We start from the raw sequence: 15054 nt of genomic DNA, 5'->3' as shown, positions 1-15054 counted from the left end.
ATGGACATCCTGAACGAACTCGTGGCGTGGTTCTCGGACCCCGCGCAGTGGAGCGGCTCGGCGGGCATCCCGGCCCGGCTGGGCGAACACGTCTACTACTCGCTGCTGGGCCTGCTCATCTCGACCGCCATCGCGGTCCCGATCGGCCTGTTCACCGGACACACCGGCGTGGGCGGCTTCCTCACCGCGAGCCTGGCCAACTTCGCCCGGGCCCTGCCCACCATCGGCGTGCTCTTCCTGATCGTGCTGGCCGCCGGGATCGGGCTCGTTCCCGTCATCGCGGCCCTGGTGGCCCTGGCCGTCCCGCCGATCCTCGTCAACACCCACGAGGGCGTCCGGGGCGTCGAGCCCCGGCTCAGGGACGCCGCGCTGGGCATGGGCATGCGCGGCCGCGAGGTCCTGTTCAAGCTCGAACTCCCGGTGGCCACACCGCTCATCCTGATCGGGATGCGCACGGCCGCCGTCCAGGTGGTGGCCACGGCCACCATCGCCGCCTACGTGGGAGTGGGCGGGTTGGGCCGCTACATCGTCGACGGCCAAGCCCGCCAGGACCTCACGATGATGCTGGGCGGTTCCGTACTCGTGGTGGCGCTCGCGGTGGTCACCACGCTCCTGTTCGCCGGGCTGCGACGGTTCCTCGTCGCGCCCGGACTGCGTGCCGAGTCCGCGGTGGCGCGCTGACCTGGCGGTCTTCGGGCACCGCCTGTCAAGTAGGACTCCCCAGAGAGAAGGTTCGGACATGCACAAGAAGCTCGCCCTCATCGGGCTTCCCCTGGTGTTGCTCCTCAGCGCGTGCGGTGGCAGCGACCCCTACGAGGAGGACGGCGGCGGAGGCGCCGCGTCGGGCGCGGTGGTCATCGGTTCGGCCGACTTCCCCGAGAGCACCCTGCTCGCGGAGCTGTACGGCCGGGCCATGGCGGCCGAGGGCGTGGAGGTCGACTACCAGCTCAACATCGGCAGCCGCGAGGTGTACTACTCGCAGATCGAGTCGGGCAACCTCTCCGTCTTCCCCGAGTACAACGGCGCGACCCTGGCCTACCTCGACGACGAGGCGCCCAGCGCCGACGCCGAGGAGACCAACGCCCTGGTCGAGGAGGCCCTGCCGGAGGGGTTGGAGATCCTGGACTCCTCCAGCGCGGAGAACAAGGACTCGGTCACCGTGACGAGAGAGGTGGCCGAGGAGCACGACCTGGCCAGCCTCACGGACCTGGCCGAGGTGGCCGACCAGCTCGTGCTGGGCGGACCGCCCGAGTTCGAGACCCGCCACCAGGGCGTGGTGGGACTGGAGTCGGTCTACGGGATCGAGTTCTCCGAGTTCCGCTCGCTGGAGGTCGCCCTCCTGACCAAGGCGCTGGAGGACGGCGACATCCAGGCGGCCAACCTGTTCACGACCGACCCGCAGATCGCGGTGGAGGACCTCGTGGTCCTGGAGGACCCGGAGAATCTCTTCGGATCGCAGAACATCACGCCGCTCATCAACGGCGAGCAGGTCGACGACACGGCGCGTGACGCCCTCAACGCCGTCTCCGCGGCGCTGACCACGGAGGAGCTCACCCAGCTCAACGAGCGCGTCGTGATCGACAACGAGAACGCCGCCGACGTCGCCCAGGAGTGGCTGGAGGAGCAGGGCCTGGTCTGACCGCCCGCACGACAGGGGCCCCGGAACCGCATCACGGTTCCGGGGCCCCTCGCACGTCCCGGCGGAATCACCCCAGGGAGTGGTACCGGCCGTCCCAGCGGACCATCGCCGGACCGCGCCGCTCCGCGCCCACCTCGGGCAGGCCCACCACGTCCGCGAAGAACACCGTGTGGTCACCGACCTCCACCCGCTGGCGCACCGAGCACTCCAGCGCCGCCAGGGAGTCGTCCAGCACGATCGCCCCGGTGTGCGCGCCCCGGTGGTGGGACAGGCCCGACACCAGGTGCCGGGCACTGGGGCGGCCCTCGGCGGCGAACCGCCCCGCCACGGCGCGCTGGTCGGCGGCGAGCACGCTCACCGCGAACGCGCCGACCTCACCCACGACCTCGGCAACGTAGCCCTCCCCGGCCACGCTCAACATCACCACCGGCGGATCCGTGGATATCGACACCAGGGCACTCACCGTCGCCCCGATGTCGTCGCGGCCGTCCGCGACGGTCACCACGGTCACACCGGTCGGCAGCAGCGCCATCGCCTCCAGGTAGGCGCCGCCCGGAACGCTCAACGGATCTCCCACGAGCCGGGCATGCTCAGCGGACCGGAGGCGGGCAGCCCCAACCGGGCGGCCAGGTGCTCCAGCGGCCCCCAGGCGCTCAGCACCGTCTGCGGCTCGGCGGAGGCCACGTCCTCGCTGGACTCGTGCTGACGGAGCCGGTCCAGCGGGTGCGCGCGCGGGAAGACACGGACCGGGAGCGCCCCGGACCCGGCCTTGGCGCGGGCCAGCCGCACCGCCGTCTCGACCCCGCCCAGCTCGTCGACCAGACCGTTCTCCAGGGCGTCCGCGCCGGTCCAGATCCGGCCCTTGGCCACCGCGTGGATCTCGTCCCAGGTGCGGCCCCGGGCGGCGGCGGCCTTCGCCACGAAGTCCTCGTAGATGGTGTCCAGCAGCGTGTTGATGCGCTCCCACTCGGAGTCGCTGAACCCGTTCAGGGTGTCGAACATGCTCGCGTGCGGACCCTCGCTCACGGAGTCGGAGGTGATCCCGAACCGCTCCCGGAGCGCGCCCAGGACCGGCTTGCCGATCAGGACGCCGATGGATCCGGTGATGGTGGCGGGCTGCGCCACGATCGCGTCCGACCCCAGCGCGACGTAGTAGCCGCCCGACCCCGCGACGTCGCCCATGGTCGTGATGACCGGCTTGCCGGCCTCACGGGTCAGCTGGCTCTCCCTGCGGATCAGGTCCGAGGCGATGGCCGAACCCCCGGGGCTGTCCACCCGGAACACCACGGCCCGGACCCGGGGGTCCTGGCGGGCGGCACGGAAGGCGGCGCAGACGGTGTCCGAGCCCATCACGGTGCCGCCCAGCGGGGAGCGGCGGCTCTTGCCCAGGTTGATGCCGCCGTTGGCGGAGATGAGGGCGATGTGGTCGCCGTTGTCCGCGAACCGGGGCCGGGGCGGCGGGACGTGCTTGCGGTGGTAGCGGGTGACGAACTGGAGGGCGGGCTCGGGGGAGTCCTCGCCCTTCCGGGCGCGCACCTCGGCGTTCAGCTCCGCGTACACCTCGTCGCGGTAGGCGAGCTGGTCGACCAGCCCGGCCTCCAACGCCTCCTGGCCGAGGATCGGCGCGGTCGCGACCAGCTCCCGGACCCGCTCCTCGGTGAGCCCGCGGCTCTTGGCGACCGCGGTGACGATCTGGTCGTTCATGGACTCGACGAGGCGTCCGGCCGCCTCGCGGTGGGCGTCGGTGTACTGCGTCTGGGTGTACGGGTTGATCGCGTTCTTGTACTCGTGCCGGGCCCCGGCCTCGAACTTCACGTCGAGCCGGTCCAGAGCGCCCTTGAGGAACGTGGTGCGCGACATCAGGCCGCTCAGCCCCACCAGGCCGGTGGGGGACAGGACCACCCGGGAGAACGCGGTGGCCAGGTAGTACGGCAGGTTGCCGTCACCGGCCTCCCCGAAGGTGTCCGCCCAGGCCACGGCGGGCTTGCCGGTGGCACGGAAGTCGGCGACGGTGTCGCGCAGCTCCTGGATCTTCGCGATTCCCAGGGAACGGGCGTCCACCCGCACGACGAGACCGCCCACCTCGGGGTCGCGGGCACCTCTGCGAATGCCCTCGAGCACCTCCAGGTAGTGCTGCTTGCGCCTGTTCATGATCTGGCTGAGGGGGTCGCCCGGCGCCTCGTCGGCGACACCCTCCGTGAGGTCCAGCTCCAGGACCAACGGGCCCTTGGGCTGGGGGCCGAACCGGTTGAGGGACAAGGGATCAGTGATCTTCGCGAGGTCCACCATGGACCCAGAGTAGTGCGGGAGGTGGTCCGGCGCGGAGGGTGTGTCGAGGGCGCTATGGTCGACTGTGCTCCGATCTGTCAGACACGAGGTCGGGGACCGTACGAGAAGGGCGGAACGTACCATGGCGGGCACGACGAACCTGGTTCGGCACCGGCAGGGGGTCGGTCGCGTCGCGGCGGTCGCCGCGGCGTCCCTGCTGGCGCTCACCGCCTGCGGTTCCGACGAGGCCTCCGGCGGGATCGAACTGGAGCGCGGCGAGAGCGGCATGATGCCCGCCATCGAACCGCCCGGCCCGGAGGGGTTCGACACCGCCGACGTGATGGGCGTGGCGATCGAGACCCCCGAGGAGTGGGAGGTCCAGAACGACGGCTCCCAGCTGTGCATGACCCCGCCCGGACAGAGCTCCTGCGCCTACGGCTCGATCCAGCTCGTCCCCAAACAGGCCGACAAGCACCCGCAGAGCTGGCCCAAGAAGGACGACGCCTTCCACGACGACGACGGCTGGGCGGACGACACCGACAGCTGCCGCAGCCTCAACACCGCCGCCTCGGGCAACATCGGGGTCGAGGGCGCGACCCTCACCACCGGGCCCGGCAACGTCTTCGAGCACGCGGACGGGCTCAAGTCCCACCACTCGCTGTGGACCGTCACCTGCGACAACGACGACACCTTCGAGGTGCGTATGTGGTTCCTGCCCGAGAGCGACGTGCTCCTCTACGTGTGGTCCGTGGACGCCCAGTACAGCGCCGTCTACGACGAGATCGCCGCGTCGATGGACACCACGGAGTACCGGAACGGGTAGGGGTGGGGGCGTACCTCTTGCACTGTGCCTGCTGAGACCCGGGCTCTAGGGCGCTCGAACGGGTACCTCCCTCGTGGCGGAGGGTGCGGGGGGACTCATGCCTGTGGTTGGGGTTCAGACGTGTTTTCTTTGGGCCTCCGCTTCGCTTCGGCCCGGGTTCGGCGCCTTTGCAGAGCTGTTCTTCATCCTCGTCTGCGCCTGGCTCGTTCCTCGCTGGCGGCTTGACTCGTCTTGCAGAACACTCTCCGGCGCTCGAACGGGGCACCCCCCAGCGGCGAGGCGTGCGGGCAGCAATCAGGCTTGTGGCGGAGGCTGGCGGCTCAGCTCCTGCTGAGGCCCGGGCTCTCCGGCGCTCGAACGGGGCGCCCCCCAGCGCCTGTGGCGAGGGTGCGAGGTCAGGGCTCACACCTGTGGTCGAGGTGCGGGGTGGGGCTCACCGCTGTGCCCGGGATCTGGAGGGGCTCGGGGGCCGGTTCCGTGCTCCGTGGAGGGGGCTGGGTTTCCGCCCGTGGATTGCCCGAATCGTGTGTCCCGGAAGGGGTCCGAGGACATAGGGTCGTGTTCGGTGAAGCAGTCAACGGAACTTGATGGGGTGCATGCGCTGGTGACCACCATGGGAACGGCGGGACGGGTCGAGCAGTACACGCTGGACAACGGACTGCGTCTGGTGACGGCTCCGGCCTCCACCGGCCAGGTCGCCTCGGTCAACCTCTGGTACGGGGTCGGGTCTCGGCACGAGGTGACCGGCCGCACCGGGTTCGCGCACCTGTTCGAGCACCTGATGTTCCAGGGCAGCGGCAACGTCACCAAGGGCGAGCACTTCGACGTGGTCGAGCGGCTGGGCGGCGACATCAACGCCTCCACCTCGACGGACCGCACCAACTACTTCGAGACGGTGCCCACGCACGCCCTCGACACCGTCCTGTGGCTGGAGTCGGACCGGCTGGCGACCCTGCGCGACGGCATGACCCAGGAGGTCCTGGACAACCAGCGCGACGTCGTCAAGAACGAGCGCCGCCAGCGTTACGACAACCAGCCCTACGGCACGGCCCTGGAGCGCATCCTGCGCCTGGCCTACCCCGAGGGCCACCCCTACCACCACTCCACGATCGGCTCCATGGCCGACCTGGACGCCGCCGACCTGGACTACGTCAAGTCGTTCCACAAGGCGCACTACGGCCCGGACAACTGCGTGCTGACCATCGTCAGCGACCTGGCGTCCGAGGACGTCCTGGCCAGGGTCGAGAAGTACTTCGGCGGTATCCCCGCACGCGAGGAGATCCCCGAGACCCCCGACCCCGCGCTGCACGCCCCCCTGGGCGGCCCCGTGCGGGACGCCGTCACGGAGACCGTCCCGGCCGCCGGGGTGTTCATCGGCTTCCGCGTCCCCTCCTACGGCGAACGCGGCCACGACGCCGCCCAGCTGGCCGCCGCCGTCCTCGGACAGGGCCAGGGCAGCCGCCTGTACCGTTCGCTGGTCGTCGACCGTCCGATCGCCGCCGACGACGGCGGCGGCTCCGCCGACATCCTGCCCTTCCGCTACACCGACAGCCTCCTGCTGGTGAACATGCTGGCCCGCGAGGGGGTGGAGGGCGACGTCCTGGAGCAGGCCATCCGCGAGGAGGTCGCCAAGCTCGGCAACGGGATCACCGACGAGGAGCTCGACCGGGCCCGCGCCGTCCTGGAGCGCGAACACCTGCACTCCATCGCCAGCCCCTCCGGCCTGGCCGACACCATCGGCAGCTGCACCCAGCTGCTCGGCGACCCCGAGCTCGCCTTCACCTGGCCCGAGCGCTGGGCGGACATCACCGCCGAGGAGGTCCGCGCCGCCGCCGCGAACCTGCTCGTCGACGACAACATGCTGATCGTCCGGTTCGACCCCGAACCGGAGACCGCCGCCGAGACGCTCCAGGCGGAAGCCGAGGCCGACGCCGCGGCCCACGCCCAGCAGGCGTAACCGCCCCGTTCCCGCCCAGCCGCAGAAAGAGCCGCAGAGCATGCAGCAGAACCGCCCGGACCTCGGCGCGCCCGCGTCCTTCACGTTTCCCAAGCCCCGGCGGGTCACCGTCGGCGGCGGCACCATCGTCGCCCTCGACGTGCCCGGCCAGCAGCTGGCCTCCCTCCGCCTCGTGCACCCCTTCGGCGGTGCCGTCGAACCGCTGGACGCCATGGGTGTCAGCGCGCTGACCAGCGAGGCGCTGGAGGACGGCCCCGGTGGCAACAGCTCCCTGGCCCCGGCCCTGGAGCGCCACGGCGCGGAGTGGATCGCGCGCGTCAACTGGGACGGCTTCATCACCGGCCTCGACGCGCCCACCAACCGCCTCGGTGAGGCCGTCCACCTGTTCGCGGACGCCGTGCGCCGTCCGGCCCTCAACCCCGACGACGTCGTACGCCGCCGTGAGCAGCTGCTGGAGCGCTTCTGGCTGGACGCCTCCTCCGCCTCCACGCTGGCCATGCGCAGCCTCGGCGGCCAGCTGTTCACCGGCCGTTACGCCACGCCGCTCGCGGGCGGCCCGGTCAAGCTGGCTAACATCACCCCCGAGACCGTCGCGCGCTTCCACGCGGACTCGATCGCCTCGGTCGCCGGAACCCTCGTGGTCGTCGGCGACCTCGCCAACGTGGACCTGGAGGAGCTGGGCCGGATCGTGTTCGGCGACGCCGCGCGCGCGCCCGAGCGCCAGACCACCGAGCCCGCCCCGCCGCCCGGCGACCAGCCGCGCGTGCTCATCGTGGACCGGCCCGGCTCCGTGCAGTCGGCCCTGGTCATCGCCCACCGCGCCCCCTCGCGTTCGCAGGTGGACCTGCCGCGCGCCGAGGGCATCGGGGAGATCCTGGGCGGGATGTTCACCTCCCGCCTCAACATGGAGCTGCGTGAGCGCCTGGGCTACACCTACGGCGCCGGGAGCCGCTTCGACCTGCGCCGCGACAGCGGCGTCTTCTTCATGAGCACGCAGGTCGAGGCAGGGACCACCGCGCACTCGGTCACCTCCTCGCTGGAGCAGGTGAACAAGCTGCGCGACCAGGGCGTCACCGAGGACGAGCTGTCCACGGTCCGCGAGTCCAACACGGTGGGCCTGCCGGTCACCTACTCCACGGCCCGTGCCATGGCCGGAGCGCTGGTCGACATGGTCGTGCACGACCTTCCCGACGACAACGTGGACCGCATCCGCGCCGGGTACGAGAAGCTCACCGCCGAGGACCTGAACACCGCGGCCGTCGAGTACCTTCGTCCTGAGGAAGCCGTCGTGGTGGTGGTCGGTGACGCCGACAGCCTGCGCGAACCGCTGGCCAAGACCGGTGTCGGTCCGGTCGAGGTGCGCACGCCCGAGTCCCTCTGGAGCTGATCGTCCGACTCCTCCCGCGCGGGCACGCGCGCACGCACGTGCACGTGCGTGCCGCCCGGGTCAAGGATCGGAGGGGGAGAGCCTCGTCACGGTATGCGCGGCTCTCCCTCGGACATAACGAAACCGAACCTATGTGTCAGCCATCAGACAACCAGCGGCGTGGCCCCGGCGTCATCCTGGTATAACGAGTGATCCGTGCACCTAAGTGGTGACAGCGACCGCAATGCTCCGCAGGAGGCCACCATGGCCGGTGAATGGACCCGTGGATAACCGTGTCCTCCCTAGAAGACCCGCACACCCAGCGGCCCCAGACGTCGCCCGACTCCGCGCGTCCCGAGGCGGCCGTGGCTGAGCCGGAGGGCGGTGGTCGGCTGCTCAAGGGTCGCTACCAGCTCACCTCCGAGATCGCGCGCGGCGGTGTCGGTACCGTCTGGCGCGCCACCGACCTGGTCATCAAGCGGGAGGTGGCGGTCAAGGAGCTCCGCCTGCCCTCGGACCTGAGTCGCAACGAACGCGAGTCGCTGGTCCAGCGCACCACGCGGGAGGCCAGGGTCGCCGGGCGCCTGGTGCACCCCAGCCTCGTCACCGTCCTCGACGTCGTGGACGAGGACGAGCGGCCGTGGATCGTCATGGAGCTGCTGGAGGCCTCCACCCTGGAGGAGATCATCCAGGTCGGTGGCCCGCTGCCCTACCAGCGCGTGGCCGAGATAGGGCTCCAGCTGATCGACGCGCTCAAGGTGGCGCACAACGAGGGCATCGTCCACCGCGACGTCAAGCCCGACAACGTCATGATCAGCGAGGCGGGCCGGGTGGTGCTGACCGACTTCGGCCTGGCCGCCTGGAACGGCGAGTCCGCGCTGAGCGCCTCCGGACGCATCATCGGTTCGCCCGCCTACATCCCGCCGGAGCGCGCCAAGGCAGGTCCGGTGGGCCCGGAGTCCGACATCTGGTCCCTGGGCGCGACTCTGTACGCGGCGGTCGAGGGCTACCCGCCCTACGACCGCAAGGGCTACATCAAGATCCTCCGTCAGGAGCCGTTGGACGAGCCCAAAGAGGCCACCAACGCCGGTCCGCTCGCCCCGGTGCTCGCGGGGATGCTGCGGGTCGAGCCGGGTGAGCGGCTGAGCGCGGAGAACGCCGCCAAGATGCTGCGGATCGCGGCCCTGGCCCCGTGGGCGCCCGAGCGCACCGACGGGGAACGGACCGCCGAGGCCGCCGCCGGAGGTGAGGACTCCGCCGAACCGGAGGAGCGTGAGTCGGCGCGGGAGCACTTCCGCGCGGGCGCGCACGTGCTGGCCGAGTCCATCAGCGAGCGCCTGCGCAACAGCTCCGAGGCGGTGAACTCGATCATGCTGTCGATCCGCGAGTCCACGGAGACGCTGGGCCTGACCAAGTCGGGCAAGCACTCGGAGCGCAGCCACCTGACCGTGGCCGCCGGTGTGGTCCTGGGCGTGGTCGCCCTGCTGGCCCTGGTCGTGTGGGCGCTCTTCGGCCTGTGACCACCGCACACACGAAGAGGCGCGCGAACGGGTTCGCGCGCCTCTGGTCGTTCCTGGGTCCCACGGGCCCCGCCGAGGGGACGCCGGGGGGGAGTGGGGCCGGCGGGATTCGAACCCGCACTGTACAGCACCTAAAGCTGCCGTCTCCTGCCGTTGGACTACGGCCCCGACGGGGTCACTCTACCGGGATCGGGGACTCGACCGGCCGTCCGGGGCCCGTGGCCTCCGGACGGCCGGTCGGCGGACTCAGACGCCCAGTTCCTTCTTGACGCGGTCCACGTGGCCGGTCGCCTTCACGTTGTAGAAGGCCTTGGTCACCTTGCCGTCGGCACCCACGATGACGGTGGAGCGGATGACGCCCTGGACGACGCGGCCGTAGTTCTTCTTCTCGCCGAAGGCGCCGTAGGCGCGGAGGGTGTCCTTGTCCGGGTCGCCGACCAGGGTGAAGGTCAGGCTCTCCTGCTCCCTGAACCGGGCCAGCTTCTCGGAGGTGTCCGGGGAGACGCCCAGGACGGTGAACCCGGCGGCGGCGAACTCCGCGATGTTGTCACGGAAGTCGCAGGCCTGCGTGGTGCACCCGGGAGTCATGGCGGCCGGGTAGAAGTACAGGACGACGCTCTTGCCGGTGTCGGCCAGGACCTTGCTCAGGGTGACGGGCTGGCCGTCGGCGTCGCTGAGGGTGAAGTCGGGTGCCTGGTCGCCGGGCTCAAGGCGGATGGGGTCGCTCACGTTGTGTCTTCCTGTCTGCTGCTGGCGGACCGCGTGCGACGGTCCGCGTCGTTTCACGCCTCACAGTACGAGATCCGCCTGAGCGCCGGGAGGGCTGGTTCGTCGGCGCTGGTCGTCCGGGCGGATGATCTTCGGTTGCGATTCCGGTTCGGTTCATCCGCTTTGGGATCGACCAACGGTTCGATCACCTATTGTTGAGCCTGTGCTATAGGTTGGTCGTCCTCTGGGACATGGCGCAGCGTGCGCGGGTCGCCCGTGACCCGATGGTGTGTCCGACGGCCACGGACCGGGACACATCCGCTTCGCTTTGGGAGTAGTTCGTCACGATGCCTGGATACACACTCGACGAGGTCAGGGCTCGTACCCTCAAGGAACGCGACTCCTGGTTGACGGTGTACCTGGTCGACCCGATCGCGGTCCGGCTCGTGCGACTCCTCGCCAACCGGACGGCCGTCACCCCCAACCAGCTGACCGTCGTCGCCCTCTTCCTCGGTCTGGGCGCGGCCGTGTGCTTCGCGTTCGGCTACTGGCAGCTCCTGCTCCTGGGAGCGCTGCTCTACTACGCCTGCTTCCTCGTGGACTGCACGGACGGCAAGCTGGCCCGCCTCACCGGCTCGGAGTCGCTCTTCGGAGCCTGGATGGACTACGTCTCGGACCGGTTCCGGGTCCTGGTGTGCGTGGTCGCCCTCATGGGCGGCCAGTTCCGGGAGACCGGCCACGTGGCGTTCGTCTGGCTGGCGCTGGCCGTGGTCTTCCTGGACATGCTGCGCTACCTGAACGCCCTCCAGGTGTACAAGGTCCGCCGTGAGATGCGCTCGCACCTGGCGGCGGCCCTGGAGCGGGCCCGCGCCACCCTGTCCATGCTGGAGCCGGAGCGCGACGCCACCGGCGACGCGACGGGTGGCGGCGGCCGCACCATGAGCGACGGCGGCGAGCAGGCGGTGCTGCGGCACGGCATCGGAGTCCTGGAGCAGATCCTGCGCAGCCAGAACGAGCGGGAGGCGCGCAACCAGCGGACCGCCGGGAAGCAGCCGGACCTGACGCTGCCCAAGGTGGACCTGCACCAGGAGTTCCGTACGCGTTTCCCCTGGTACCAGCGCTTCTGGGCGGCGCTCAACGCTCGTCGGGTCCGGACCCACCTGGTGGGCGGGATCGAGTTCCAGATGGCGGTCTTCGTGGTGGCGCCGGTCGCCGCGGTGGTCTTCGGGCCGCCGGTGATCGGCTGGATCACCGCGTTCGTGGGCGTTTTGCTGCTCGCCTTCGAGATCGCCATCATCTATAAACTGTGGTTGTCCACGCGGGACTTCTTCCGCGTGGTCGACGGAATCGATGGCGCGCTGAGATTCTCCGGTCCGTTCGACGGCGCGGAGGAACAGGGTCGGGACACCGGCTCGGACTCGGACTCTCAGACAACCGTGCGCTAGTGAAGAGAGGCACCCCATGACGGGACACGAGACCGAACCGCGCCAGACCCCCGCCGAACTCCAGGCCGAGATCACCCGAGAGCAGCGTCGGCTGGCGGAGACGCTGGACGAGCTCAGCGTGCAGGCCCGACCGGCCAACATCGCCCGGCGGCAGATCGACCGGGCCAAGGACCGGGGGACCCGGATCTTCGACGAGGCGCGTGCGCTCGTGTTCGGCGGCGGCGCCGTGCGAGTGGAGAGCCGCCTGGTGCACCCCGAGGAGGGCAGCATCGTGGTCAAGGGCGACGACAAGGTGGTGACCACCTACCAGTCGCGCGGCCAGCTGCCCCCGGAGGCGCTCATCCTCATGGCTGGGGTGGGTACGGTCGTCGCGGTGGGCGTCGTCGCCTGGGCGGTCCGCCGCAGGAGGAAGTAGCCGCGTCCGGGCCGTTCCCGGACCGCACCGAACGTGAGGACGGGGCCCGCGCGAACTCTCGCGCGGGCCCCGTCATCGTGTGGTGCGCCGTCGTCCGGGCGCGGGATCAGAGGAAGGTCCGGCCCTCGCCCCGGTAGGTGGGGACGGCTCCCTCGTAGGTCCCGGTGTCGGAGTCGACGAGGTGCAGGGTGTCGAAGCGTTCGCACAGCTCCCCGGCCTTGGCGTGGCGCATCCACACGCGGTCACCGACACGGAGCTCGCGCGCGGCCTCACCGATCAGCGGGGTCTGCACCTCCCCGGCTCCCTCCGTGGGGCTGTAGGAGAGCCCCGACGGCAGATGGGGGACCGGGGGACGGTGGGCGTCGGCCGGGCCGGAGGCCGGGTAGCCGCCGCCCAGGACGGTGGCCACGTTCGGCGCGGGTCGGCGGACGACGGGCAGGGCGAACAGGGCGGCGGGACGGCCCCGGAACGCCCGGTACTGGTCGAACAGGTGCGGTTGGTAGAGGCCCGACCCGGCGGCCAGCTCGGTCACCGCGCGTTCGCGCCCGGTGGTGTGGAGGCTGCCGGTGCCGCCGCCGTTGACGAAACGGGGCGCGGCGACGCCGCGGACGGCACGGGTGATCGCGGCTCTTCGTCTGGCCAGTTCGACGGCGGAGCGGCGCTGGACGGCGCGCAGGACCCGCCCGTACAGGGGACGGCCGGGGGGCGCGTCGCCCACTCCCGCGATCTGCCCCTCGTAGGCCATGATCCCGTCCAGTTCCAGCTCGGGGCGGCGCACGACGGCGCGGGCCAGCGCGGCGGCCTGCGCGGGGGTGCGGACGGGGGACCGGTAGGCGCCCACGCGCAGGCCGGAGCCGAGCGGCTGCCAGCTGGTGTCGATGTCCAGGCAGACCCGGATCGGGGGCGCGTCGGGAGCGCGGTCGGCCCGTGCGGCCGCGTCGCGGATGAGGTCGAGGTGGGCGGTGTCGTCGACCATCAGGGTGATGACGCGGGCGGCGGCCGGTGAGGAGGCGAGTTCGGCCAGGGCGTCGGTGTCCGCCGTGGGGTAGGCGACGAGGATGTCGTCGCTGAGCGGTTCGGTGTCGCCGGTGGCCAGCCAGAGCGCCTCCGGGAGGGTGAAGGCCATGACGCCCTCGTACCCGGGCAGGCCGAGGACGGTGCGCAGGAGTGCCCTGGAGCGTACGGACTTGCTCGCCACCCGGATGGGACGGCCGTGGGCGCGGCGGGTCAGGTCGGCGGCGTTGGCGCGGAAGGCGGCCAGGTCGACCATGGCGAAGGGGGCCTGGATGTCGCGCGTCGCGGCCTCGTACTTCTCACGCAGTCTCGTCATGTTCCCGAGGATGCCAGAACATGAATGAGCTTCATATTGTCCGGAGGGCCCGATTTCGTGCTTTTCCGGTCAGGAGCGGTGACGCGGGATACCCGGAGGGCGGCCCCGTGGGTGCCACACGCTGGATATCCTGGGGCGTCACGGCTGATCAGCCGGTCGACCCCGGGAGTTGTTTCCTTTCATGAACGAGCGCGAGTACGTCCTGACCCTCTCCTGCCCCGACAGTCGGGGTATCGTCGCGGCGGTGGCCAACCTGTTGGCCGACCACGGGTGCAACATCACCGAGAGTCAGCAGTACGGCGACCACTTCAGCGGTCGCTTCTTCCTCCGGACCCAGTTCGTGGCGGAGGCGGGGCCCGCGGGCGCGGTCAGCGAGGACGCCCTGCGCGGGGCCTTCGCGTCCCTGGCCGGTGGGTTCGGCGGCGGCGACGGCGGCTCGTTCGTGGAGTGGGACCTCCAGGCGCGGGACGTGCGCCCGCGCATGATCGTCATGGTGTCGCGGTTCGGGCACTGCCTCAACGATCTCCTGTACCGCCAGCGCAGCGGCCTGCTGGACATCGACATCGCGGCGGTGGTCTCGAACCACCCCGACCTGGAGTTCCTGGCCGACTCCTACGGCGTGGACTTCCACCACCTGCCCGTCACCCCCGAGAACAAGGGTGAGCAGGAGGGCCGGGTCCTGGAGCTGGTCGACTCCTACGACGTGGACCTGGTGGTGTTGGCCCGCTACATGCAGGTGCTCTCCGAGCAGCTGTGCACCAAGATGTCCGGGCGCATCATCAACATCCACCACTCCTTCCTCCCCAGCTTCAAGGGCGCCCGGCCCTACCACCAGGCGCACGCGCGCGGGGTGAAGCTGATCGGCGCCACCGCCCACTACGTCACGGCCGACCTGGACGAGGGCCCGATCATCGAGCAGGAGGTCTCCCGGGTCGACCACACCCACAGCCCGGAGCAGCTCACCGCGATCGGCCGGGACCTGGAGTCCGTGGCCCTGGCGCGCGCCGTGAACTGGCACGCCCAGCGACGGGTCCTGCTCAACGGGGACAAGACGGTGATCTTCGGCTAGGAGCCGCCGCCCGGCCCGGCGGCGTGGCGGCGCGACACGATTTCGGACGCAGGGGTGCCTACGGGCGCCCCTGACGTTTTTCCAGCCCAGCCGGGGTTCCGGAAGTGGTTTTGGGGCAAGGATGGTGACACCGTTACCCTTCTGACCTGCAAATCATGACTCCAAGTGTCTTGTTGGCTACATAGCGTGCGTATAAGGTGTGATGAGGTCGAAACCGTTCCGGTCGTCCCGACCGGGGCGACACGGGTTTCGGACTGACAACCCTGAGCCGTAACGGCTCTGATCAGGGGGACACTCATGGGCAAGCACTTCGACGACGCCGCCGGCAAGGGCAAGGAAGCCCTCGGCAAGGTCACCGGCGACAAGGGCACCGAGGCCGAGGGCAAGTTCGACCAGGCCAAGTCCGGGGCCAAGGACGCCGCCGACAAGGCGAAGGACAAGGCCGAGGACCTCAAGGACAAGGCCGAGGACAAGATCAAGGGCGTCTTCAAGAAGAAGTAGCGGCGTCCAGAAC

14 protein-coding genes and 1 tRNA gene are annotated in these 15054 nt (G+C 70.5%); 10 read left to right on the top strand and 5 right to left on the bottom strand.

What is annotated here, in order from left to right:
• Together ACRWK8_RS05805 and ACRWK8_RS05800 are read left to right on the top strand one after the other, a co-directional pair.
• Entirely contained in the window at positions 1 to 681 is a 681-nt protein-coding gene (locus ACRWK8_RS05805; RefSeq protein ID WP_378737576.1) for an ABC transporter permease, read from the top strand.
• 58 nt (positions 682 to 739) lie between these two features.
• Positions 740 to 1639, top strand: coding sequence for an ABC transporter substrate-binding protein (locus ACRWK8_RS05800; protein ID WP_431868780.1), 900 nt, complete (start codon positions 740 to 742; stop codon positions 1637 to 1639).
• 67 nt (positions 1640 to 1706) lie between these two features.
• Here the strand turns inward: ACRWK8_RS05800 and ACRWK8_RS05795 are convergent, their stop codons facing one another.
• Both ACRWK8_RS05795 and ACRWK8_RS05790 read right to left on the bottom strand, forming a co-directional pair.
• Positions 1707 to 2204, bottom strand: coding sequence for a flavin reductase family protein (locus ACRWK8_RS05795; RefSeq protein ID WP_378737572.1), 498 nt, complete (start codon positions 2202 to 2204; stop codon positions 1707 to 1709).
• Complete coding sequence (locus tag ACRWK8_RS05790) at positions 2201 to 3928, bottom strand: S49 family peptidase (RefSeq protein ID WP_431868778.1); 1728 nt, start codon at positions 3926 to 3928, stop codon at positions 2201 to 2203. The genes ACRWK8_RS05795 and ACRWK8_RS05790 overlap by 4 nt, the downstream gene beginning before the upstream one ends.
• A 121-nt stretch (positions 3929 to 4049) precedes the next feature.
• On the opposite strand from ACRWK8_RS05790, the gene ACRWK8_RS05785 reads away from it, so the two are divergent.
• The 4 genes from ACRWK8_RS05785 (at position 4050) to ACRWK8_RS05770 (ending at position 9573) form a co-directional block, all read left to right on the top strand.
• On the top strand, positions 4050 to 4730 hold the full coding sequence (locus ACRWK8_RS05785) for a hypothetical protein (protein ID WP_378737568.1): 681 nt from the start codon (positions 4050 to 4052) through the stop codon (positions 4728 to 4730).
• Between the two features lie 613 nt (positions 4731 to 5343).
• Positions 5344 to 6687 carry a M16 family metallopeptidase gene (locus ACRWK8_RS05780; RefSeq protein WP_378737642.1) on the top strand — a complete coding sequence of 448 codons (1344 nt, stop codon included), beginning with the start codon at positions 5344 to 5346 and terminating at the stop codon, positions 6685 to 6687.
• Positions 6688 to 6727: 40 nt separating this feature from the next.
• Positions 6728 to 8074 carry a M16 family metallopeptidase gene (locus tag ACRWK8_RS05775; protein WP_378737566.1) on the top strand — a complete coding sequence of 449 codons (1347 nt, stop codon included), beginning with the start codon at positions 6728 to 6730 and terminating at the stop codon, positions 8072 to 8074.
• Between the two features lie 344 nt (positions 8075 to 8418).
• A complete protein-coding gene (locus tag ACRWK8_RS05770) occupies positions 8419 to 9573 on the top strand; it encodes a serine/threonine-protein kinase (protein WP_431868798.1) in 1155 nt (384 codons plus the stop codon).
• Positions 9574 to 9667: 94 nt separating this feature from the next.
• Here the strand turns inward: ACRWK8_RS05770 and ACRWK8_RS05765 are convergent.
• Positions 9668 to 9741, bottom strand: a tRNA-Leu gene (locus ACRWK8_RS05765).
• Between the two features lie 78 nt (positions 9742 to 9819).
• Positions 9820 to 10302 (bottom strand): thioredoxin-dependent thiol peroxidase, encoded by a 483-nt coding sequence (gene bcp, locus ACRWK8_RS05760; RefSeq protein WP_378737564.1) that lies wholly within the window; start codon positions 10300 to 10302, stop codon positions 9820 to 9822.
• A gap of 326 nt (positions 10303 to 10628) precedes the next feature.
• On the opposite strand from bcp, the gene ACRWK8_RS05755 reads away from it, so the two are divergent.
• Both ACRWK8_RS05755 and ACRWK8_RS05750 read left to right on the top strand, forming a co-directional pair.
• Positions 10629 to 11726 (top strand): CDP-alcohol phosphatidyltransferase family protein, encoded by a 1098-nt coding sequence (locus ACRWK8_RS05755; RefSeq protein ID WP_378737562.1) that lies wholly within the window; start codon positions 10629 to 10631, stop codon positions 11724 to 11726.
• Between the two features lie 16 nt (positions 11727 to 11742).
• Positions 11743 to 12141: a DUF3618 domain-containing protein gene (locus ACRWK8_RS05750; RefSeq protein ID WP_378737560.1), complete on the top strand. Its 399-nt coding sequence runs from the start codon at positions 11743 to 11745 to the stop codon at positions 12139 to 12141.
• Positions 12142 to 12247: 106 nt separating this feature from the next.
• Here ACRWK8_RS05750 and ACRWK8_RS05745 read toward each other — a convergent pair whose 3' ends face one another.
• Positions 12248 to 13471, bottom strand: a complete 1224-nt coding sequence (locus ACRWK8_RS05745) for an alanine racemase (protein WP_431868774.1) — start codon at positions 13469 to 13471, stop codon at positions 12248 to 12250.
• Positions 13472 to 13652: 181 nt separating this feature from the next.
• On the opposite strand from ACRWK8_RS05745, the gene purU reads away from it, so the two are divergent.
• Positions 13653 to 14540: a formyltetrahydrofolate deformylase gene (gene purU, locus ACRWK8_RS05740; RefSeq protein ID WP_378737556.1), complete on the top strand. Its 888-nt coding sequence runs from the start codon at positions 13653 to 13655 to the stop codon at positions 14538 to 14540.
• Between the two features lie 297 nt (positions 14541 to 14837).
• A complete protein-coding gene (locus ACRWK8_RS05735; protein ID WP_378737553.1) occupies positions 14838 to 15041 on the top strand; it encodes a CsbD family protein in 204 nt (67 codons plus the stop codon).
• Positions 15042 to 15054: the final 13 nt, after the last annotated feature.

It is taken from the genome of Nocardiopsis eucommiae (assembly GCF_965344335.1).
Lineage (GTDB): Bacteria > Actinomycetota > Actinomycetes > Streptosporangiales > Streptosporangiaceae > Nocardiopsis > Nocardiopsis eucommiae.
The sequence above is the reverse complement of the archived record's forward strand: the minus strand, read 5'-3'. Positions and strand labels throughout refer to the sequence as shown.

Excerpts from the sequence above, each read along its gene's own strand:
- ACRWK8_RS05805 (WP_378737576.1), top strand. The coding sequence starts at position 1 with ATGGACATCCTGAACGAACTCGTGGCGTGGTTCTCGGACCCCGCGCAG.
- ACRWK8_RS05800 (WP_431868780.1), top strand. The coding sequence starts at position 740 with ATGCACAAGAAGCTCGCCCTCATCGGGCTTCCCCTGGTGTTGCTCCTC.
- ACRWK8_RS05790 (WP_431868778.1), bottom strand. The coding sequence starts at position 3,928 with ATGGTGGACCTCGCGAAGATCACTGATCCCTTGTCCCTCAACCGGTTC.
- ACRWK8_RS05785 (WP_378737568.1), top strand. The coding sequence starts at position 4,050 with ATGGCGGGCACGACGAACCTGGTTCGGCACCGGCAGGGGGTCGGTCGC.
- ACRWK8_RS05780 (WP_378737642.1), top strand. The coding sequence starts at position 5,344 with ATGGGAACGGCGGGACGGGTCGAGCAGTACACGCTGGACAACGGACTG.
- ACRWK8_RS05775 (WP_378737566.1), top strand. The coding sequence starts at position 6,728 with ATGCAGCAGAACCGCCCGGACCTCGGCGCGCCCGCGTCCTTCACGTTT.
- ACRWK8_RS05755 (WP_378737562.1), top strand. The coding sequence starts at position 10,629 with ATGCCTGGATACACACTCGACGAGGTCAGGGCTCGTACCCTCAAGGAA.
- ACRWK8_RS05750 (WP_378737560.1), top strand. The coding sequence starts at position 11,743 with ATGACGGGACACGAGACCGAACCGCGCCAGACCCCCGCCGAACTCCAG.
- ACRWK8_RS05745 (WP_431868774.1), bottom strand. The coding sequence starts at position 13,471 with ATGACGAGACTGCGTGAGAAGTACGAGGCCGCGACGCGCGACATCCAG.
- purU (WP_378737556.1), top strand. The coding sequence starts at position 13,653 with ATGAACGAGCGCGAGTACGTCCTGACCCTCTCCTGCCCCGACAGTCGG.
- ACRWK8_RS05735 (WP_378737553.1), top strand. The coding sequence starts at position 14,838 with ATGGGCAAGCACTTCGACGACGCCGCCGGCAAGGGCAAGGAAGCCCTC.